Raw genomic sequence first — 21155 nt, 5'->3', positions numbered from 1 at the left:
CCATGCTGAACTTCGAACTCATCGCCAACGACACCGCAAGCCACGCGCGGCGCGGCAAGCTCACGCTGAATCACGGCGTGGTGCAGACACCCATCTTCATGCCCGTGGGCACTTATGGCACCGTCAAGGGCGTGATGCCGCGCAGCCTCGATGAAATGGGCGCGCAGATCATCCTGGGCAACACCTTCCATCTGTGGATGCGTCCCGGCCTCGACGTGATGGCGAACTTCGGCGGTCTCCACCAGTTCGAGAAATGGGACAAGCCCATCCTCACGGATTCGGGCGGCTTCCAGGTCTGGTCGCTCGGCGCCATGCGCAAGATCAGCGAGGAAGGCGTGAAGTTCGCGTCGCCGGTGAACGGCGACAAGCTCTTCCTCACGCCCGAGGTCTCGATGCAGATCCAGACCCTGCTCAATAGCGACATCGTCATGCAGTTCGACGAATGCACGCCGTACGACACGCAGGGCCACGTGACGACCGAGGCCGAAGCCCGCATCTCGATGGAGCTCAGCCTGCGCTGGGCCGAGCGCTGCCGCAGCGAGTTCGCGCGCCTCGAGAACCCCAATGCGCTGTTCGGGATCGTGCAGGGCGGCATGTTCGAGAACCTGCGCGAGGAATCCCTGGCCCGGCTGGTGGAGATGGACTTTCCCGGCTACGCGGTCGGCGGCGTGAGCGTCGGCGAGCCCAAGGACGAGATGCTGCGCATCATGGCGCACACGCCGCACAGGCTGCCGGCGAACAAGCCCCGCTATCTCATGGGTGTCGGCACGCCGGAGGACCTGGTCGAAGGCGTGGCGCAAGGCGTCGACATGTTCGACTGCGTGATGCCCACGCGCAACGCGCGCAACGGCACGCTGTTCACTCGCTTCGGCGACCTCAAGATGCGCAATGCGCGCCACAAGAGCGATCCTCAGCCAATCGATCCGAGCTGCCGCTGCCATGCCTGCGCGGGCGCCTCGGGCATCGCCTGGAACGATGGCGGCCGCGACGGTTTCAGCCGGGCCTACCTGCACCACCTCGACCGCTGCGGCGAGATGCTCGGCCCCATGCTCACGACCATCCACAACCTGCACTACTACCTGAACCTGATGCGCGAGATGCGCGAGGCGCTGGAGGCAGGCCGTTTCAGCGAGTTCCGCGCGAAGTTCAAGACCGAGCGCGCACGCGGCGTGTGACAGGCAGGGCACGCGCCGAGCGCCTGCGGCGCCATCGGCTCACTGCTGCGATCGCAGTGTCCAGCACCCCGTGATCGACGCGCCGGGCGCGAGGGACGTTCCACCCACCTGATCGGGTCCGTGGCGCGCCCACAGGTTGATCGCATCGGTGCATTGGCTCACCGGCTCGGCGCAGAAGTGCTCGGCGCCACGCGGACAGTACAGGACGAAGAAGTCGAGCGGCGATTCGGCCGCCATCACCAGGACACGGGAGGCCATCGGCCATTCGATGCGGGTCTCGTGCTGCCAGCCCACGAAATTGTTGTCCAGGTCCAGATCGGCCAGCAGCACGCCTTCACGCAAGCGGGCCACCTCGGCAGTCCGCTCGAGAGCCACCGGCATCACCTCGGCGTCGCCGCGCCACATGGCGGCGGTATCCGATTGCAGGCGCGTGCCCGCGCGATGCGGGAAGTAAGGATGGTGGCCCATGCCCGCGGGCATGGGCGCCGTGTCCCGATTGGTCAGCGTGATCGTGCAGCGAAGTCCTGCCGGCTCGAGTTCGAAAAGCTGCGAAGCCTCGAAGCGCCAAGGCCACTGGGCGTCGGCTTCGACGCTCAGCGCGAGCCGGGCGCGCGTCGTCGAGGCCTCGGCCACCTGCCAGGGCCGCAGCCAACCGATGCCATGGAGCGGATGGCGGCCCGAGGGCTGGGCGGGATGCCCCGGCGCGATCGCGACCTCGCGGCCGGCGAAATGCGCACGCCCGTCGCGGATGCGGTTGCACCAGGGAAGGAGCGGGTAACTGGCCATCGCGGAAACATCGCGCCGGGCCAGGGCTTCGGTGGTGGCCGGGCGCAGCCAGTCAAAGCGCTCGCCCGCCTGCTCGTCATAGAAGGCCGCCACCGCGCCGCCGACATCCGGCGCCAGCAGAAGACACAGCGAACCCGCTGCAAGGCGTACCAAATCCCCGGGGGCCGAGGCAGCCGGCGCCTGCATCTTGTCGTCGTTCATTCGATGTGACCAAGGTCGTTGCGAACGCGGCATTCTCGTTCAAGCGCGGACATCACGCGCGCCCGACGACGCGAGGATGCGTGCCGCGCCGGACTACGCGCTCGGCGCTGGCTGGACCTGGGCCGGCAATGGTTGCGCGGCCGGCGCGCCGGCCACGGCCGCCGTCCCGCAGGCGTGGCAGAACTTGGAGAACGCGCTCTTGCGCGCCTCGCACACGCGGCAATGGTCGAACAGGCCGATGCCGCAATGCGGACAGAAGTCGATCTCGGTGTTCTTCAAGTCCACCGGCCGCTCGCAGCCCGGGCACACGCCCTTGGCGAGACGCCCGAGCGCCGTGTCGTAGCTCAGTTCATTGCGGCGCACCGTGTCGGGCTGTGCCTCGGCCAGCTTCTGCCGCGCAAGATAGCTGTTGAGCGCAACGATCGCATAGCGACCCACGAGCACCGTGACCACGATGCCGACCACGTAACGAACGTAGCCGCCGTAGCTCGGCAGATAGGGAACGAGTTCGACGAAGAACGCAAACAGCGCGAAGTAGATGAACCCCCAGACGAAGGGCCACCAAGTGCTCTTGCGCTTCTTCGCGAACAGCCAGCCGGCGATCACGAGCAGCGGCAGAGTGAGCGCGAGGCGATACCCGAAGACGCGCAGCTCGACGCGCCTATTGTCCGCATCGAGCTCGACGCGCGCACGTTCTTCCAGCACCGCGAGCTGCTGCACTGCATGCTGGCGGGCCTGACGCGCGTCGAGGGCAATCTGGCGCTGGGCAGCCACGGCTTGCTGGGCTTCGTCTTCCTTGAGCTTGAGCGCATCGAGCGCCTTCGTGCGCGCGATCAGCTCGATGTCCTGATCGGGTTGCGCGGTGGCCCTGCGGGTCGCGAGCCAGTTCGAGAAGGTCTCGCGCGCCGCCCGCGTGGCTTGCTGGGCCGCGGCGAGCTTGAGTTCGGCCTGTTCGCGCTCACCCGCGGATTGCCGTTCCGTGCGTTCGGATGCAGTGATCGTGGCGCGCAGCGGCTCGGCCGCCGCGCGGTCGATGAAGTCGTCCAGACCCAGCTTGCGCTCCACCTGTGGCAGATCGCCGACGACCGTGCTGCCCAGGCCGATCAGGAAACTCGCGAACACGAGCGCCACAAGCCAAAGGCCACGGCGAAACCACTTTTCCGACAGGCGTAGAGATTTGCTCATGTCACTCCTTCTCGACTTGCGCTGCAGGTTCAGAAAGACCGGGGGCGGCGGCGAGCCCCGCGGTCTGTGTGGCGTGCTCGCCAGAACGGCCCGAGTGCGCGTTCAGCGGAAACAGAAACAGGCCTGCCAGAATGACAGCCGCCAGCATCAGCAGTACCTGCAGGATGCCCTTGAGCAGGCGTCGTTCGCGGGGCACACGGGCCTGATACTCCCGGTCATACGGGCCAAAGTTGGTGGTCGCCTTGCTCATGACAGGCTCTCGCCGTGCAGCAACTCCGCCGCGCCGCGGGTGCCCCGTGCAGCGCACGCAGCGATCAGAACCGTGAGGGATGACTTCTTCATGATGTGCTATCGAGATGTGCTGAACAGCCGGGGTGCCTGTTGCCAGTTGCCGGCGGCGGAGAGAAGGTTTGCATGAGTGCTTCGGGACGTGATGAAGGTGCGCGGATGATGATTCGCACCTGCGCTCCCGCGGGCGGATGACTGCACCGGTGGCAGCTTCATGCGCCAGCGGTATCTCTATTCGATACCCGAATGCACCTTTCGCCGCGCGAGCAAGTCCTCGCGCGTGAAGGGCTGGTCGATGCCCGCCAGCCGGATCGCGATCACCTCCAGCGCGCTTTGCGTCGGCGCGGCATTGCCCGGCCGCAGGAAGAGCATGGACGAGCACAGGCTGAGGACGACCAGGGTCCAGTTCAAGCGCGGGTGCGGCCGGTCATGCTGTTGCCAGAGGAAGCAGCCGCTGATGGCGAGACCCAGCGCAAGACCCGCGGCCACCTCGGACTTGGAATGCGCATAGAGCGCGAGCCGCGAGGTGCCGATGCATACCGCCAGGACCACGCCGAACACCGCCGCCGATATCCGGACACGATGGTCCCAGCGCGAGGCCGTCAACCAGCAGGCGACCGGCCAGACACTTGCAGATAGCGCCGTGTGCCCGCTGAAGCCCGTGAAATTGAGGGTGGCGCTGCCGATGCCCCAGCCCAGGAAGGCAATCTTCGAGGCGGCGATCAGCGCACCTCCGGCGCCGAACAGCAGCATCCAAAGCCATGCGACAGGCCGCGTGGCGCTTCGCACGCCCAGCCAGACCGAGATCCACAGCGCGGCGGGCAGCAGAAAACCACTGTCTCCGAACCAGGTGAGCGAATGCCAGAACTCGGCGGGAAAAGGAAGGTCCATCAGACAGACATTGTCACGCGCCCAGCAATCCGCTCACGCGCCGTTGCAGCGCCTCGGGCTGAACGTCGGCGCGCGGCATCGCGCTGCCGACGTTGAGCCCCACGCGACTGAAGACCCCCCGGCGGAAAGGACGCACCATCGCGACGTTCTCGCCATCGCGCACCTCCACGCGGCTGAAGAACGAGCCCCAGAGATTGGTCAGCGCCATCGGAACCACCGGCGGATCGACACCCTCGGCCCGCGCCGCGTCGAGGATCTTCATCACGCCGCCCTTGAACGGCTGCAGGCTTCCGTCCCTCGTGATCGCGCCCTCGGGAAAGATGGCGAGCAGATCGCCTTCGCGCAGGACCTGGACCGCCTGCACGAAGGCCCGCTCGTAGGCGCGGGGGTCTTCCCTCTGCGACGCAACCGGAATGGCCCTGGCGAGCTTGAACAGCCATCCGAGCACGGGCACGCGGAAGATGCGGTGATCCATGATGAATCGGATCGGACGCGGGCTCGCGGCCATCAGGAGCACCGCGTCGATGAAGCTCACGTGGTTGCACACCAGCACCGCGGGACCCTGGGCCGGAATGTGCTCCTCGCCCTTCACGTCGAAGCGATAGACGAAGCGCGACAGCACCCAGGCCACGAAGCGCAGCAGGTACTCCGGCACCAGCATGAAGATGTAGAGCGCAACCACCGCGTTGGCGACTCCGGTGAAAAGGAAAATCTGCGGAATGGTGAAACCGCTCTTGAGCAGCGCGCCGGCAATCACCGAACTCGCGATCATGAACAGCGCATTGAGGATGTTGTTGGCCGCGATGATGCGCGCCCTGTGCGTCGGCAGGCTGCGCAACTGGATCAGCGCGTACATCGGCACACTGTAGAGCCCGGCGAACAGCGACAGCAGCCCCAGGTCGGCCATCAGCCGCCAGTGCGCCGCCTGGCCCAGGAAGCTGCCGATCCCCATCTCGGCCACCGCGGGCAGGGAACGCGATGCGAAGTACAGGTCGATCGCGAACACGCTCATGCCGATCGCCCCGAGCGGTACCAGGCCGATCTCCACCTGGCGGCGGCTCAGCGTCTCGCACAGCAGCGAGCCGGCACCGATGCCGATCGAGAACACCACGAGCAGCAGAGAGGCGACCTGCTCGTCGCCATGCAGCACCTCCTTGGCGAAACTCGGAAACTGGCTGAGGAAGACGGCACCGAAGAACCACATCCACGAGATGCCCAGCAGAGACCGGAAAACCACCGAGCTGCCGCGCGCCAGCTTGAGGTTGCGCCAGGTTTCGCTGACCGGATTCCAGTTGATCCTAAGGGCGGGATCGGTGGCCGGCACCGGAGGAACGAGCTGAGCCACGGATCGCCCGACAAGAGCCAGGAAGACACAGGCGACCGCCACCGTCGTGTGGCCGATCTGCGGGACGGCCACCAGCAGGCCGCCCGCCACCTGCCCGAGGAGGATGGCGACAAAAGTGCCCATCTCGACCATACCGTTGCCGCCGGTCAGTTCCCGCGCTTCCAGAACTTGCGGCAGGTAGGCGAACTTCACGGGGCCGAAAAGCGTGGAATGCAGCCCCATCAGGAACACGCATCCCAGCAGAACCGCCGCATCCGCACGCAGGAAGCCCCAGGCCGCGATGAGCATGATCGCGATCTCGAGGTTCTTGACGAAGCGGATCATCTTCGTCTTGTCGAACTTGTCGGTGAGTTGCCCCGCCGTCGCGGAGAACAGCAGGAAAGGCAGGATGAACAGCGCGCCGATCACCAGACCCGCCATCGTGGGCGGCATCCAGTCGAGCTGGAGCTGGTAGGTCACCATCACAGTGAAGGCGAACTTGAACAGGTTGTCGTTCGCCGCACCCGCGAACTGGGTCCAGAAGAAGGGCGCGAAGCGCCGTTGCCCCAGGAGGGCGAACTGATTGGCATGCGCCTGTGTGTCGGGCGCGATGACGGGCGAGGCGTCGACCGGTAATGTCATTCGATGACCCTTGCGGGCTCCTCAGGCCGTTACGGCGGCCGCGCCCGAATTGTGCCGCAGCGTCTGGCGCCCCACGGCTTGCAGCGCATGGAGCACGGGCACGCCAGCCAGCGCCGCCGTCAGGTGCTTGAGGCTATGGCCCGATACCAGGTGATGGGTCGCCTCGAAGATTGCCTGGTCCGAGAGTTCGAACAGCTTCGCCAACCCATAGAAGCAGATCACCCAGCCGAGCTTGAGGCCCACGGCGCCTTGCATCGGCTTGGCGAGCGCCAGCGTCAGCACCAGCGCCATCCCGCCGAACTGGACCAGCGCCCACGGCAGGACATTCCCGGTCTGTTGGTGGACGCCCACTGCCAGCACGCCCCCAGCCAGCGTGAACCAGGCAGCCGGCCAGCCTGCTCGCACGCTCACCCGCTCGCAGACCGCGAAGCCGACCAGCCCGGCAAACGCGACCGCCATGCCGGCGCGGTCGGCAGCCAGCCGCAGGTCGTCGGGTTGCAGGTGATAGAAGGCCGATCCGGCCGCCGTGAGGACCAGGCCCGCGAAGAACATCCAGGCGCAATCGAGTGCGTTGACCGGGGGTTGGGTCATGGACGCGGGCAGCGGTACGGCGTCCAGCGCATGCCCGTGCGCCCGGTCGATCCACTGCAGCCAGTGCAATCCCCAGAGACCGATCGCCGCGAACGGCAGGTTGCTCAGGACATCCATCGCGTTCGGAAGGCCGTGCCACGCATGGTTGTCGGCGAGCGTCGACGCCGGTAGTTCAGCCGTCGTCAAGGCGGGCCCCGCGAACGCGGCCAAGGTGAGCAACGCAAACAGCGACAGCAAGCCGCGCTCGCGGCGAGAGAGGGAAGGCAGCATCGTCATGGCAGGCTCCGGTTTGGCGGTGCGGCGGAATTTAGGTTGTCAACGCCTGCTCGGGCATCGAAAATCGATACGGAGCACTTTTTCACGACTCCCGGTATCAACCAGCAATACTCGCCATGAGCACCACCGTCGACCTCGTCCAGGCCCTGAAGAGCGAACTCAAGAATGCCCGGATGACCTACGCGGACCTCGCGAAATCGCTGGACATGGCCGAGTCGAGCGTCAAGCGGATGCTCGCCAAGGGCGACATGCCATTGACGCGGGTCGACGCCATCTGCCGCGCGCTCAAGATCGACTTCGCCGAGCTCGCCCGGCGCGTGGCGGACGACCAGCCGCTGCTGAAGGAGCTGACGCTCGAACAGGAGCAAGCGGTGGTCAAGGACAAGAAGCTGCTGCTGCTGGCCATCTGCGTGCTGAGCCAGTGGACGCTGGAGCAGGTCGTCGCCGCCTACCGGATCACCGAAGCCGAATGCATCGGCTACCTGGCGCAGCTGGACCGCATCGGCATCATCGAATTGCGGCCGCTGAACCGCTACCGCCTGAAGCTCGCCAAGACCTTCCGCTGGCGGCCGCACGGTCCGGTGATGGACTTCTTCCGCGAGAACGTGGTCCTCGACTACTACCGGGGCGGCTTCGACGGCCCGGCCGAGGGGCTGCTGCTGGTTCATGGCTCGATCAGCCGATCCCTGGCGCCCGCCTTCCTGGACCGGCTGCAACGCGTGGCGCAGGACTTTGCCCAACAGCACCAGACCGACCAGAAACTGTCACCCAAGGAGCGCGAGGGCTACACGCTGCTGCTGGGCATGCGCAACTGGGAGTTCGAGCTGTTCACCCGCCTGCGCCGGGCCTGAGCGTCAGGCCCCTACCTACCTGAAACCGGTTTCCCTAGTAAACTACCTGTTGCAGAAAAGCGGATGCACTCATGCATCCCACCGATGGCGCAAACTCCCATGAACGCTCAGGTGAATCGCTCGAGGCGATTCGGTCACTGCGTCCATTGATCAATCGCCGACTGGAGAGTCACCACAGCAGGTGGTGCACCGAAGGAGCAAACCCGTTGCAGGTCGCAGCGTGTGAATCTCTCAGGTACCGAGGACAGGGGGAGCGGCAGCCTGAACCCCGGGAAGGGTCGCTTCGCATCAGGAGCGCCAGCGCCCGCCGTTCATGTCTTCCCACAAGGATTCGGACATGCGCGTGGTTGTACTCGGCGCCGGCTTGCTCGGCGTCACATCCGCCTATTACCTTCAACAGCTGGGCCACGAGGTGACCGTGGTCGATCGGCACTCGACGCCCGCGGCCAAGGCGCGCGGGCGCGTGGCCGAGGACGCGGCCGCTCCACGGGACGCCGCCGCCGCCTCTCTCGCGGGCGCGGGAAATCGGGAAGGCTGGCGCAGGCTGCATGCACGCCTGCGGCGAAGCCTTGCCGGCCTGCTCGACCGAGCCATCGGCATGCGCCACAAGTCCGATCCCATGGAAAACCTCGTGCGCCTGGCTGCCTACAGCCGCAGGAGCGTCCGCGCGTTGAGCGACGAAGTCGGCATGCCGCAGAGCGCGCGCACCAGCGGCCTCCTGAACTTCTTCACGGACGCCGACACCTTCGGCCACCGGTCGGCACGTGCGCAGCACTGGCGCAAACTGGGCTGCGAGGAGCGCCTGCTGACCGCCGCCGAGGCAGTCGTCATGGAGCCCGCCCTTCGATCGATCCACGACCAACTCGCCGGCGCCACCTACTCCCTCGAAGATCCGGCGCGCGACCCCGGCCAGTTCGCGGCAAGCCTCGTCTTCCTGTGCCGGGCTGCCGGTGTGCGCTTCATGATGAAGCACACCGTCGTCTCGCTCCAGGAGCACGACGGCCGCATCGACCATGTGGAGTTGGCCGACGCCGAGGGTCGTCCGAGCACCCTGCGCGGCCAGGCCTATGTGCTGGCGCTCGGGAGTTCGAGCGTGCCTCACGCGGAGCGCCTGAAGATCGCGATGCCGCTGCGCTTCGCGCGCGAGTACATCGTCACCATCCCATTGAAGGACCCGGCCCGCGCCCCGCGCCTGACGCTGCGGGACCGCCAAGGCAAGCTCCGCATTGCTCGTGTCGAGACGCCCACCGGCGAGTGCCTGCGTGTTTCCGGCACCGTGCCCTCCAGCCCCGACGAACAGGGCGAACCCGACTCGGACCGCTTCCATGCCATCCTGCGCCGCATCGACATGCTGTCATGAGCGGACTGCGGCCGGAACTCGAGTTCGCGTTCACGGGGCTCTAGCACGGCCGGGCCCGCGCGGCCTACAATCGCCGCACTGCAGGAGAGCGGGCCGCGCCAGCGGCCCCACCGAAGGCGCAAACTCCCATAAACGCTCAGGTCGACTCACGAGATGAGCCTGTACTGCACCAACTGTCAGAGCCGTCTGGAGAGCCATCGCACCGCTTCAAGGTGGGCGCGATGCACCGAAGGAGCAAACCCGTTGCGGGCGCAGCGGGTGAATCTCTCAGGTACCGAGGACAGGGGGAGCGGCAACTTGGACCGAGCGTCCGGTTGCTCTTCGTTCGTCGAGGCTTCCGTTCCCGTTCGTCCAAGCGCTGCAACCTTCATTGGTGATTCACATGCGCGTGATCGTTCTTGGCGCCGGCCTGCTCGGCGTGACCTCGGCTTACTACCTCCAGCAACTCGGCCACGAGTGACCGTGATCGACCGACAGGCCACACCGGCGGCCGAAACCAGCTTCGCCAACGGCGGCCAGATCTCCGTCAGCCATGCGGAACCCTGGGCCAACCCGGGCGCGCCGCTGAAGGTGCTGCAATGGCTCGGCAAGGAAGATGCCCCGCTGCTGTTCCGAATTCGTGCGGACATGCGCCAGTGGCTGTGGGGCCTGCAGTTCCTGCGCGAATGCACACCGGCGCGCACCCGCCACAACATCGAGCAGATCGTTCGCCTGGGCACCTACAGCCGGGAGACCCTGCAGCAATTGCGCCGCGACACGGGCCTCAGCTACGACCAGCGCACGCAAGGCATCCTGCACTTCTACACGACGCGCAAGGAATTCGATGCCGCCCTGAAGCCCGCCGAACAGATGCGCGCACTCGGCTGTGACCGCCGGGTGATCTCCGCGGACGAGGCCGTGAAGATCGAACCCGCGCTGGCCCACATCCGTGCCCAGCTGGCAGGCGCCACCTATACGGCCGAAGACGAGTCGGGCGACGCCAACCGCTTTGCGCGCGAGCTGGTCGCGCTGGCCGCCGCCGCGGGCGTGCGCTTCCTGATGAGCCACACCGTGACAGCGCTGCGCGAAGCCGCCGGCCGCATCGATCATGTGGAGGCCACCGACAGCGAAGGCCGTTTCCAGCGCATCCGCGGCGATGCCTTCGTCGTGGCGATGGGCTCGCTGAGCCCGCTCTACGCGGCGCCGCTGGGCATCCGGCTGCCGATTTACCCGGCCAAGGGCTACTCGGTCACCATGCCGGTCAAGGATGCATCGAAGGCGCACCAGGTTTCGCTGACCGACGACGAGTTCAAGCTCGTGTTCTCGCGCTACACATCGGCCACTGGCGACCGCCTGCGCATCGCCGGCACGGCCGAACTCAACGGCTACGACCGCGACCTCAACCGCGTGCGCTGCGAGGCGATCGTTCGGCGCGTCGAGCAACTGTTCCCCGGCGCCGGCGATGCAACCGAGGCCCAGTTCTGGACCGGCCTGCGTCCGGCGACGCCGAGCAACGTCCCGTTGATCGGCGCCACGAAGCTTCCCAACCTGTTCCTGAACACCGGACACGGCACCCTGGGCTGGACCCACGCCTGCGGTTCCGGCAAGTCGATCGCCCGCATCGTGAGCGGCCTGGCGCCGGAGGTGGACTTCGCCTTCACCGGGATTGCAGGATCAGGAAAGGCCCCGGCTCAATCGTCGCTGGTAAAGACCGTCAAGACGCCGGTATAGCCGTACAGGTGATGCCGCGCGATTTCGCCCGCGGCAAAGAACCCGACCAGCGGCACGTCGCCGAGCGCGTGCCGCACGATCTGCAGCTCGGCGCCGGGCGCTCCGAAATGCGGCCCGCCCCTGCCCGCGCAGCTGACATAGACAGCACCGGCGATGCGCCGCGCCGGATGCGGCGCCGCCTCGGCTTCGCCGGCGGCGACCTCGCGCGCGGTCGCCAGCGTCTGCTCCTGGGGTTCGAGTTCCTCGCGGATTTCGGCGCACACCCGCATCAGGTCCGCACGTGCGGCCTGCGCGTTGCGGCGGCAGAAGCTCATGCGCATGCCGGCCTCGGCGACGTCCGCGATCGCCACGCCGCGGCGCGTCGGATCGAGCCCGATGATGTGACGAACGAGCACGTCCGCGCCCAGGTCGCGCGTGCGGCGGATGCCGTCGCTGCCGGGGTGGGCGAGCCCGACAAGCGTCGCGCGCACGGCTTCGATCGCCTGCTCGGGCTGATCGAGCGACACGTGAAGATCGGCCAGCAGCACGTCGAGCGCGGGCTGTCCGTCGAGCTTGAGCAGCAGATTACCATCGGCCTCGGTGATCTCGCGCTCGGGCGAGACGGGCTGGCAGCCCTGGGTGACACGCGAGACCAGCCGCACGCCTTCGCCGAACACGACGCCCGACATCCCGCCCGAGAACACGCCACCGACCGCGCCCTGCCCCCGGATGTTGCCGTTGCCGCCGATGGCGAACTGCAGGGAGCCGGCGCGGCCCGAAGACAGCCCGCCGAAGAGATAGCCGGTATCGGTGCGTTGCGCCATCTCGTCGATCAACTCGCTGAGTTCAGGCGTGCGCGGGTCGGCATGCACGAGCGCGGTGTGGGCCGAAAAGCCGCTCATCTCGGTGTTGGTCAGGGGGGCCACGCCGGAGAACACGCGGTACTGGTCGCTCGGCAGCTCGCACAGCATCACGCTGAGGGCAGGTTCGTCGAAGTATTCGGCGTTGTTGGCAGCGACGCCCACACCCACGGTGCCTGACCAGTCCGTGATCTCGGGCAGCTCGGCACCGAGGTGGTCGAGGATCTCCTGTGCATCGGCTGCGTAGTGGTCGGTGATGTAGAGCAGGCCCAGCGTGGGCGAGTGGGCGTAATCGGGCAGCGCCATCTGCGCCCGCAATTGGGCGAGCACGAGGCCGGCCGCCATGCGCCATTGCGGATGGGTGGCGTGACCGGAAGGAAACAGCTTCATGCGACCGATTCTCGCTCGGCTGGACTCGGAGAATTTCTCAGCGTGCGCGAGTCCGCTTGCGCGCTGGGGCCTTGGCCGCCGGGGCCTTCTTCTTCGCGGCGGCGCCCGGCTTGGGCGCCGGCTTGTCGGGGGTCGCCGCGACCATCGCCTTGCCGACGGCGTCCGCCAGCGGCTGAGCCATCGCCGGCATCTTCAAGTGCGCGGCATCCTGCAACGCCGAGGCAGCGATCTGCTGGAACTGCTGCGTCAGCGCACCCCACCATTGCAGCGGGTCGACGACGCCGCCGGCCGCTTCCGCCGGCGCGGCGGCGGCGGTTTCAGCGGACTCGGTTTCGTTCCGTGGCGCCGCCGGCTGGGGAGCCACCGCCGGGGGCTGCGCGCCGAACATGGACGAAGGTGCGGGTGCCGCCGCAGCGGGCTGCCGCGTGAACGCGTTGGCCAGGTCTTCCATGCGCACGTTCATGCCGCGCAGGGTCGAGAGCGTCATCTTCTGCACCTCGAGCGCCTGGATCGTGGCCTTGAGCGCATGGCCGTTCTGCTCGAGCCAATACTGAACGGTCTTGAGTTCCTGGATGCGCTTGTCCACCTCCTCGACACTGAGCGTGGGCGCGACCCAGCTCGACAGGCTCGGCATGCCGGGCACCGCGCTCGGGCCGGCCGTGGCGGCGGCGCCCGTCAGGTTCCTGAGAAAGTCGAAACCCGGGACGAACTGGCTGAAGGCGAAAGGCGTGCTCGAGTCGCTCATGGGAAGTCTCCAGGAGAGTGGTTTTTGTGCAGCCAGCTTACTCCATGAAAACGCCCCTATGGGCGCCTCGGCGCGTCTCAGTGCTTGTGCTCGCCGCCGGCGGGAGCGGCGGCGCCCGCCAGCACCGGCACCTTCAGTTCCAGCGTGCTCTTCTGCCCCTTCGCATCCTCGAAGCGCAACGTCAGCGGCACCGTGCTGCCGCTGGTCAAGGGCTGCTTCAGGTCCATCATCATGATGTGATAGCCCCCGGCCTTGAGTTCGACCGTCTGCCTTGCCGGCAGTTCGAGCCCCGGCACCTCGCGCATGCGCATGGTGTCGCCCTCCATCTTCATCTCGTGGACCGCCGCCACGCCGGCCACCGGGGTCGAGGCGCCGACCAGCCGCGCGCCCGAGGGGGCGCTGAGCTTCATGAACGCGCCCGTGCCACTCTGTCCCGGCACCGAGGCGCGAATCCATGCGTCGCGCACGTCGACCGCCGCCACGCCCGGTGCAAGCACATCGAGTCGGACCGCCGGGCTCGCCAGGCCTTCCGTCGAGGTGCCGCTGGCCGGCACCTGCGCCCAATCGGCGCTGCCGGCATCGCAAGTCTGCAGCACCTTGAACCACAGCACGCCCGGCGTCGCGGGCAGCCTGCCGCGCAGCAGAAACTCTGCCTGCGCCTTGCCCGACAGCGCCGCCTGCGGCGACTCCGCGGTCCAGCGCACTTCGCCGGCGTCGTCTCCGGCCGCCTTCTGCACCTCGAGCTTCCAGCCCTTGAGCGCCTGAGCCTCGGAGAAGGCAAAGCCCTTGGGCAAACGCACGGTGATGCCGGTCGTGCTGCCGGCATCCTTGCAGGGATGGCCGACGTGGAAGGCCGCCTCGTAGTCGCTGCCGGCGCTGCCGCCGCCCGGCGGCAGTGTCACGTGGGCGAAGCTGCCGCCCGCGCCAGTCAGCAGGAGACAGGCGGCCAGGTTCTTGAGGACGTAACGGGAGTTCATGGGAAGTTCCTTTGAAGACATTGGGAGTCAGAGGTCGAAGCGGAGTTCAGCGGTGTAGGTGCGCTGCGGATAGGGGTGAAAGTTCCAGTACTGGTAGTTGTTGGCGTTGTCGATGCCCAAGGCCGCCGACCAGTGCTTGTCGAACTGGTAGCGCACGCGGTAATCGACGGTGAAGTACTTGCTCGCGGCGGTATAGGCGAAGCCATTGATGTCGCTGTTGTCGAGCGTGGAGTACTGCTTGCCGCTGTAGCGCGCGGCCATGGTGAAAGCCCAGCGCGCATCGGGCTTCCAGGTGGCAACCGCCGTGGCGCGCCACGCCGGCACGCGCGGCTGCTGCTTGCCCACGCTGGCCGGAAAGGCTGCGTTGGCGGTGATGCGCGAGTCGGCATAGGTCAGGCTGCCGCCCAGGTCCAGGCCCTTGATGAAGACGTCGGCGCCCTGGTAGGCCATCTCCACTCCGGTCGTGCGCATCTGGTCGACGTTCTGCACGCGCGAGACGGTGGTCGAGCCCGGGATGAGCTGCGAGTAGAGCGCATCGCGCGTGGTCTCGTGAAACAGCGTCACGCGCGCGAGACCCTGACCCAGGTCCTTCTCGGCCGTGAGCTCGGAGGTCCACGACCGCTCGGGCTTCAGGTTCGGATCGTTGATGAAGGACAGCGCGCCGCCCGAGGTCGCGCCGTAGAGCTCGCCCACCGTCGGCATCCGGACGGCGCGCCCGGTCGACGCCTTGAGCACCGTGTCGGCGCTCCACTGATACGCGACGGCGGCCTTGGGCGAGACGTGCGACTCGTGCCGGTCGCCGTAGTCGAGCCGGCTGGCGCCGCTCGCGCTGAAGCCCTCCTGTGCGCGCCAATCCTCGAAGCGCAGGCCCAGCACCGTCTTCCACCGGGGAGCGAAAGCCCAGGTGTCCTGCGCCCAGAGGCTGCGCAATTCGGAGCGCCCGCCCACGTCGGTCACTGGCGTGCCGGCGGGGCCGTCCTGCCAATCGCCGATCACCCCGGACTTCAGGATGCGCAGTTTGTACGCATCGCGCTGCACCCCGAAGTCGACGATGTGCGCGCTGCCTTGCGGGCGCCATGTGCCACGTGCGCCAAGCGTGTTCCAGCCGGTGCCGTTCTGGTCCTGCAGCGTGCCGGCCCCGCCACCGGCCGCCGGCGGCAGCGCGACCGTCGGCACCCGGAGCTGGTCGCTCGCGTCGTCATAGAGACTGGCCGTGACTTCCCAGTCCCACTCGCCCCTGGTGTTGCTCTTGACCGAGAGCCCGTGCATCAGCTGCGTCTGCCTCTCGTTGCTGAGGTTGTAGTCGCCCGGCGAGAGATTGAAGCTGCGCCCGTCGATGTTGACCAGCCCGCTGTAGATGGGCTGCCCCGCCGGGTTGCGCAAGTAGGTGTCGGGCCGGCCTTCCGAGCCGTTCCGCCACCAGCCGAGCGTGTAGGCGGCGCGTACCGTCGACGAGAAGTCGTAGGCCAGCTTCAGTTTGGCATGGTCCTGCACCGTGTGATATGCGGTCGCGGTGCCGAGGATGTACCAGGGATTGTTGTTGCGATCCAGAGCCGCGACCGCGCCGGTCACCGGGGTCCCGGCGGCGCCGGGCGTTCCGGCACTCAGGGCCCGGGTCGGAAATGTCAGCGGTTGCCCGTGGCTGTCGATGCGGTTCACGTCGATCCACCAGGACCAGTCGCCGCTCTTGCTGCCGATCGATGCGCTGCTCTGCCAGCCGTTGAAGCTCGTGTGCGTGTTGTAGAGATCGAAGGGCTGCGAGAAGTAGCCCGACTTCACGTGCGCCTCGAGTTGTGTCGGCATGCGGGTGACGTAGTCGACGACGGCCCCGGCCGAGTTGCCCGGGTAGGCGGCGGAGAAGGGGCCGTACATCACGTCCACCCGCTCGATCTCCTCCGGCATCACCAGGCCCCAGCGCGGCGCATAGTTGCTCCCGTTGGCGATCCCGTTGCCCAGGTAGTTCGACAGCAGGATGCCGTCGGCATACACCGCGGAGCGCGCGCTGTTGCCGGTGCCCGAGGCCCGGCTCGAGAGAATGGCGTGGTTGTAGTCGCCGATATAGCGCTTGCGCACCAGCAGGCTGGGGAAGTACTTGAGCGCATCCTCGCTGTCGGTGGCGTTGATGGTGTTCTCGATCTGCTCGCCCGTGATGCCCTCGATGGTCGTGGGAATCTGAGTGGGCAGCGAGCTCGGGCGGCCGCCGCTGACGGTCACGATGCCGAGCGACTTGACGAGTTCGGGGGCCTCCTGCGCGAAGGCGGGCATCGCGCTCCATGGGCAAGCCGCGCCGCATGCGAGCGCGAGCCAGTGTCTGTTCATTGAAATCTCTCCTCGGCCCATCCGGGGCCATCACTGCGAGGCGCCGCCCCCCTTCAACGGGCGCGGCGCGGCGAAACCGACAGTTTTCAGAGGAGAGCGGGAGGCCCGCGCGCCGGCAAGGGCGCGGCGGTGGCCGCGGCGATGCGCGCGGCGGGAATCGGCTGCACCGCGTGGGCCAGCGGCAGGACGCGGGGGATCGAGATGACCGGCGTCGGCGGTGGTGCACCAGCGAGCATGCACAGCGGGCAATCCATGTGGCTCACGCCCATTTCCTGCGCGCCGTCATCGGTATGGACGATCACCTTGACCGCGCCGGCCGAGGAACAGACCAGTTCCATCGCCCGCGGATGCACGACCGGGGAAGCGATAGCCACGCCCAGCGACGCGACGAACCACAGCAGCACGAAGCAGCAGAGTCGGTGGACGTGGCGCGAGACGGACATGAGACGGCGATTATCGGCGCAGTCCGGTTCCCTGCGCGGGCACCACGGCGGTCACGCGAAACCCTCGCGCCGCCATCAGCGCCGGAAGACCCCGCGGCCCCACCATGTGCAGCGCGCCGACGGCGCCGAACACGCGATGGCCATGCGCGTGCAGGTGTGCGATGCCGTCGGCCAGGCCGGGGTTGCGGTCATCGAGCAGGCGCTGGACCATGCGGCGGTCGCCCGCCGTACGGACGCACTCGCACCATTCCAGATAGCGATCCAGCTTGTTCCAGTCGCTGCTGGCCCAGGCTTCGGCGAGCTCGTTGGCCTGCGCGCCGGCCCGGCCCGACTCGAGTTCGTCGAGCGCCGCATCGACCTGCTCGCCCTCCTCCGCATCGGAATTGCCGGCCAGCGCCTTCAATTGGTCCGCCACCGTTTCGAGGGCGACCACCGGCTTGCCCCGGCCGCGCGCGAAGCCCGAAAAAAATGCTTCGGTGCCGAAGTCGCCGTACAGCCCTTCGCTGCGCGCGGCGAGCATGGCCAGCGTGGTGACCTGCAGGATCGGCCGCATCTTCGCGAGCGCCGCTTCCGGGACGCAGGCGACGGCGGCCTGTCGGTCGAGCCGGCGTCGACGCTCGGGCGTGATCACCCGCGCCGTGACGGCCTCATCGGACGCCGCGGCGAAGGCGGCGAGTGTCGCCGGGTCGAGCGGATCCAGCTCGAGGGCCACGGTGTCGCTCTGCGCGAAGGCGCGAGATACGCGCGGTCCCGGAAAGACCCAGTCGGACTTGCCGAGGTGCATCGTTCCGTAGAGCCACGAGATGCGGCCGTCCTTCTCGATGCGCCACAGGACCCCGCGGTCGACGGCGTGCCGCATTGCGCTGGCGATGCCGCCTTGCGAGCCATCCGGCATGGGCGCTGGCGGCGGGCATTCGGCGCCTGCGGGCGCGCCGGGCAGCGGAGCCGGGGCCTCTGCCGCGCCGAAGGCCTGCGCACCGCCCCATAGCAGGACAAGCGCGCACAGGCTTGGGAGCAACGCGCGAGGAAGGGAAAGAAGGGTCACGGAGAGTCGGCCCTGGCGGGCCATGTCGAGAGGGGCAGACGCCATTCTGTCAGCGTTCGGCGGCGGACGATTCGCCGCCATGCCGCGCTCCCATGACCCGACCATGTGTGCGGGGACGGGCCGGCGCCGCCCGCGCTGCTCAGTCCAGCTTGATGCCGGCCGCCTTGATGATCGGCCCCCAACGCTGGGATTCGGCGCGCGAGAGCGCGGCAAACTGCGCGGGTGTGCCGGGCATGGCTTCCATGCCGAAATCGCTGAAACGCTTCTGCACGGCCGGATCGCCGAACGCGCGGTTCAGATCGCCGTTGAGCCGGGTCACGACCGCCGGCGACAAGCCGGCCGGGCCCAGCACGCCCTGGAAGGCGAACACCTCGGTGTTGGGCACGCCCGCCTCGGCCAGCGTCGGCACGTCGGGCAGCAGCCTGGAGCGCGTGGCCGATCCGATGGCGAGCACGCGCACCTTGTGGCTCTGCATGATCGACAGCCCCGATGCCAGATCGAGGAACATGCACGGCACCTGGCCGCCCATCACATCGGACATCGCCGGCGCCGCGCCGCGGTAGGGGATATGCGTGATGAAGGTGCCCGTGCGGTTCTTGAACATCTCCATCGCCAGGTGATGCGGCGAGCCATTGCCCGGCGAGGCGTAGTTGAGCTTGCCGGGATTGGCCCTCGCATAGGCGAGAAAGGCCTTGAGGTCCTTGGCCGGAAATTCAGGATGCACGACCAGCGCGAGCGGGAACCTGCCGATCGCGCCGATGTAGGTGAAGTCCTTTTCCGGATTGAAGGGCAGCTTGCTGAACAAATGCTCGTTGAAGGCCAGCAGGGCGTTGTCGGCCGACATCACGGTGTAGCCGTCGGGCTTGGCCTTGGCGACCAGGTCGGCGCCGATGTTGGTCGAAGCGCCGGGACGGTTGTCGACGACGATCTGCTGGCCCAGTGTCTGCCGCATGGCCTCCGCCAGCGTGCGCGCGATGACGTCGGTGCCGCCACCCGCCGGGTAGGGCACCACCCACCTGATGAGCTGTTCGGGATAGCCTTGCGCCCGCGCCCAAGGCGCGGCGCTGGCCGCCGCCGTGGCGGCAAGGGTGGTGAGCAGGGTTCTGCGGTCCATCTCCATCTGTATGTCTCCTGTTTGTTTTGCGGATCGGAATGAAAGGCTCAGGGCGCCGCGGACAGCGACGGCACGGGCAGATTGTCGAGCGCATGCGCCAGCGCGGCCCGGCAACGCGCCTCGTCGCCGACCTGCTCGAACAGCAGAAGCGCAAGCCGCGCGAGGAACAGCGATTCTCGCTGCGCGCCAGCCTCGCTGATGGCACGCGCACATTCCGCATAGAGGCGGTCGCGGGCGTCCGGCGTCAATGAATTCATGTCGTCTCCTTCGTCAGGGCAGATGCACGCACGAGCGCGCGACGCAGCGCACCCGGCGGCACGCGGCGCCAGCGGGCAGCCACATGGCCATCCGGGCGCATCAGATACACCGCGCCCCGCTGCGCGCCCAAAGCCTTGAAGACCGCGTCATGAGCGGGGGACGGCGGCAATGCGCGCACCGCCACTTGCAGCGGGCCGGCCTGCGCGGCTTCGAGTTCTGCGGCGAGCGCGGCATCCGTGCCCTCGATGTTCAGCACAAGCACGGTGAAGACCGGCCCCAGCCAGTCGGTGAGATGCAGATCCGCCGCCAGTTGCTGCTCCGGCATCGCCTCGCCCGGCCGAGGGCCCTGTGCGAGTTCATCGCTTTCGCTGGACAAGGCCGAGGCGTCGTAGCTCACCGCCTGCGTCTGCCGCGGATTGATCAGGTTCGCGATCTCGCGGTGCGCGCCCGAGAGCGACAAGGCGGCCTCGCGCAGCAGATCGAAGCCGCGCGAAGGCGGCGACATGAACTCGGTGCTGCGCATCGCGCTCTCGGCATTGATGTGGAAGGCGGCGATGCGCTCCTGCGAATAGCTGTCGAGCAGCGACGCGTCCGACATGCCCCGTGCCACCAGCGCGAGCTTCCACGCCAGGTTGTCGGCGTCGTCGAAGCCCGAATTGAGCCCGCGCACGCCGAAGATCGGCATCGCGTGCGCGGCGTTGCCGGCGAACAGCACGCGCCCGTGACGGTAGCTGTCGAGCGTCATCGCGCCCGCGCGATAGACCGAGGTCCACACCGTCTTCCACGGCAGGTGGCCTTCGCCGATGGCCTCGAGATGACGCTGCACGAAAGCCTTCACCGCATCGGGCTGCAGTGCCTCCTCGGTGCTCTGTCCCGCGCGCAACTGGTAGTCGATGCGCCAGATGTCGTCCGGCTGGCGATGCATAAGCACGGTGGAGCCGGGATTCCACGGCGGGTCGAACCATGCGCGCCGCTCGGTGGGATGCCCGCTGTGCAGTTCGATGTCGATGATCACGTAGCGGCCTTCGTAGGCCGTGCCTTCCAGGTTGAGGCCGAGCGTCTTGCGGACGAAGCTCTGGCCGCCGTCGCACGCGGCCAGCCATTGCGAACGCAGCACATACGCCCCGAGCGCATTGCGCGCCTGCAGGGCGAGGCCATCGCCGTCTTCCGCGACGCCCGCGAGCTCGGTGCCCCAGCGGATGTCGATCAATCCCGGCGCGGCTTCGTTGCGGCGGAGGATCTCGTCCAGCAGGTATTGCTCGATGTAGTACTGCTCGAGATTGATCATCGGCGGCAGCTTCTGGCGCTCGTCGTGCGGCATCTCGAAACGGAACACCTCCTCGGTCTTGTAGAAGCTGCGCCCGCCGGTCCATGGCAGCCCCTTGGCCAGGAATGCGGGCAGCGCGCCCAGGCGCTCGACGATCTCCAGGCTGCGGCGCGAGATGCAGGCGGCGCGGCTGCCCACGCACACCGTGTCGTCGGCCTCCAGGATCACGCTGCGCACGCCGTGGTTCGCCAATCCCAGCGCGAGCGCCATGCCGACCGGGCCGCCGCCCGCGATCACCACCGGGTGGCGGCCGGCCTCGACGCCCTCCCGCAGCGGCGGCAGCCGGGGTTCGAAGCGGGCGTAGTCGAAGGCGCCGACCGAGGGGGGCAGATCGCCGGACATCGGCGGCGGCAGCGGGCCGCTGGCGGCGTCGCCCGGACGCGCGGCAGGTGGGTTCATGACGGCAGTGTTCATCCGA

18 protein-coding genes, 1 pseudogene and 3 riboswitches are annotated in these 21155 nt (G+C 67.8%); of the genes and pseudogenes, 4 read left to right on the top strand and 15 right to left on the bottom strand.

Annotated features, from left to right (window positions below):
- Nucleotides 1-2 precede the first annotated feature (2 nt).
- A complete protein-coding gene (gene tgt / locus AC1DNF_RS13445; RefSeq protein WP_478149101.1) occupies nt 3-1175 on the top strand; it encodes a tRNA guanosine(34) transglycosylase Tgt in 1173 nt (390 codons plus the stop codon).
- 39 nt (nt 1176-1214) lie between these two features.
- Here tgt and AC1DNF_RS13440 read toward each other — a convergent pair whose 3' ends face one another.
- The 6 genes from AC1DNF_RS13440 to AC1DNF_RS13415 form a co-directional block, all read right to left on the bottom strand.
- Nucleotides 1215-2162: an aldose 1-epimerase gene (locus tag AC1DNF_RS13440; protein ID WP_478149100.1), complete on the bottom strand. Its 948-nt coding sequence runs from the start codon at nt 2160-2162 to the stop codon at nt 1215-1217.
- Nucleotides 2163-2255: 93 nt separating this feature from the next.
- The gene (locus tag AC1DNF_RS13435) at nt 2256-3347 is read right to left on the bottom strand and encodes a serine endopeptidase (protein ID WP_478149099.1); all 1092 of its coding nucleotides are present in this window, start codon (nt 3345-3347) and stop codon (nt 2256-2258) included.
- Between the two features lies 1 nt (nt 3348).
- Entirely contained in the window at nt 3349-3597 is a 249-nt protein-coding gene (locus AC1DNF_RS13430) for a hypothetical protein (RefSeq protein WP_478149098.1), read from the bottom strand.
- 269 nt (nt 3598-3866) lie between these two features.
- The gene (locus AC1DNF_RS13425; RefSeq protein ID WP_478149097.1) at nt 3867-4526 is read right to left on the bottom strand and encodes a phosphatase PAP2 family protein; all 660 of its coding nucleotides are present in this window, start codon (nt 4524-4526) and stop codon (nt 3867-3869) included.
- 13 nt (nt 4527-4539) lie between these two features.
- Nucleotides 4540-6492 (bottom strand): MFS transporter, encoded by a 1953-nt coding sequence (locus AC1DNF_RS13420; protein WP_478149096.1) that lies wholly within the window; start codon nt 6490-6492, stop codon nt 4540-4542.
- A gap of 21 nt (nt 6493-6513) precedes the next feature.
- A complete protein-coding gene (locus tag AC1DNF_RS13415; protein ID WP_478149095.1) occupies nt 6514-7359 on the bottom strand; it encodes a hypothetical protein in 846 nt (281 codons plus the stop codon).
- A gap of 116 nt (nt 7360-7475) precedes the next feature.
- Between AC1DNF_RS13415 and AC1DNF_RS13410 the strand changes: the two genes are divergently transcribed.
- From AC1DNF_RS13410 to AC1DNF_RS13400, 3 genes and pseudogenes are all read left to right on the top strand, one after another.
- Nucleotides 7476-8210 (top strand): helix-turn-helix domain-containing protein, encoded by a 735-nt coding sequence (locus AC1DNF_RS13410; protein ID WP_478149094.1) that lies wholly within the window; start codon nt 7476-7478, stop codon nt 8208-8210.
- Between the two features lie 151 nt (nt 8211-8361).
- Nucleotides 8362-8468: riboswitch (glycine riboswitch) on the top strand.
- 79 nt (nt 8469-8547) lie between these two features.
- Entirely contained in the window at nt 8548-9570 is a 1023-nt protein-coding gene (locus tag AC1DNF_RS13405; RefSeq protein WP_478149093.1) for an FAD-dependent oxidoreductase, read from the top strand.
- A gap of 71 nt (nt 9571-9641) precedes the next feature.
- Nucleotides 9642-9731, top strand: a riboswitch (glycine riboswitch).
- Nucleotides 9732-9746: 15 nt separating this feature from the next.
- Nucleotides 9747-9864, top strand: a riboswitch (glycine riboswitch).
- A gap of 88 nt (nt 9865-9952) precedes the next feature.
- Nucleotides 9953-11280, top strand: a pseudogene (locus AC1DNF_RS13400) (D-amino acid dehydrogenase).
- Here the strand turns inward: AC1DNF_RS13400 and AC1DNF_RS13395 are convergent.
- The 9 genes from AC1DNF_RS13395 to AC1DNF_RS13355 all read right to left on the bottom strand — a co-directional run bounded on the left by AC1DNF_RS13395 (nt 11241) and on the right by AC1DNF_RS13355 (nt 21136).
- Entirely contained in the window at nt 11241-12509 is a 1269-nt protein-coding gene (locus AC1DNF_RS13395) for an FIST signal transduction protein (RefSeq protein WP_478149092.1), read from the bottom strand. The pseudogene AC1DNF_RS13400 and the gene AC1DNF_RS13395 sit on opposite strands and share 40 nt — an antisense overlap.
- 37 nt (nt 12510-12546) lie before the next feature.
- Entirely contained in the window at nt 12547-13254 is a 708-nt protein-coding gene (locus tag AC1DNF_RS13390) for a PhaM family polyhydroxyalkanoate granule multifunctional regulatory protein (protein WP_478149091.1), read from the bottom strand.
- A 77-nt stretch (nt 13255-13331) separates the two neighbouring features.
- Entirely contained in the window at nt 13332-14231 is a 900-nt protein-coding gene (locus AC1DNF_RS13385) for a copper chaperone PCu(A)C domain-containing protein (protein ID WP_478149090.1), read from the bottom strand.
- 27 nt (nt 14232-14258) lie between these two features.
- A complete protein-coding gene (locus AC1DNF_RS13380; RefSeq protein ID WP_478149089.1) occupies nt 14259-16550 on the bottom strand; it encodes a TonB-dependent receptor in 2292 nt (763 codons plus the stop codon).
- 86 nt (nt 16551-16636) lie between these two features.
- Nucleotides 16637-16993: a DUF2946 family protein gene (locus AC1DNF_RS13375; protein WP_478149088.1), complete on the bottom strand. Its 357-nt coding sequence runs from the start codon at nt 16991-16993 to the stop codon at nt 16637-16639.
- 10 nt (nt 16994-17003) lie between these two features.
- On the bottom strand, nt 17004-18083 hold the full coding sequence (locus AC1DNF_RS13370; protein ID WP_478149087.1) for a TraB/GumN family protein: 1080 nt from the start codon (nt 18081-18083) through the stop codon (nt 17004-17006).
- A 94-nt stretch (nt 18084-18177) separates the two neighbouring features.
- Entirely contained in the window at nt 18178-19152 is a 975-nt protein-coding gene (locus tag AC1DNF_RS13365) for a Bug family tripartite tricarboxylate transporter substrate binding protein (RefSeq protein ID WP_478149086.1), read from the bottom strand.
- Between the two features lie 47 nt (nt 19153-19199).
- A complete protein-coding gene (locus AC1DNF_RS13360; RefSeq protein ID WP_478149085.1) occupies nt 19200-19409 on the bottom strand; it encodes a hypothetical protein in 210 nt (69 codons plus the stop codon).
- Complete coding sequence (locus tag AC1DNF_RS13355) at nt 19406-21136, bottom strand: FAD-dependent monooxygenase (protein WP_478149084.1); 1731 nt, start codon at nt 21134-21136, stop codon at nt 19406-19408. Before AC1DNF_RS13355 ends, AC1DNF_RS13360 begins: the two co-directional genes overlap by 4 nt.
- Between the last annotated feature and the right edge of the window lie 19 nt (nt 21137-21155).

The organism is Variovorax sp. 01T432 (assembly GCF_056398605.1).
This window is presented reverse-complemented; position numbering and strand designations above follow the sequence as displayed.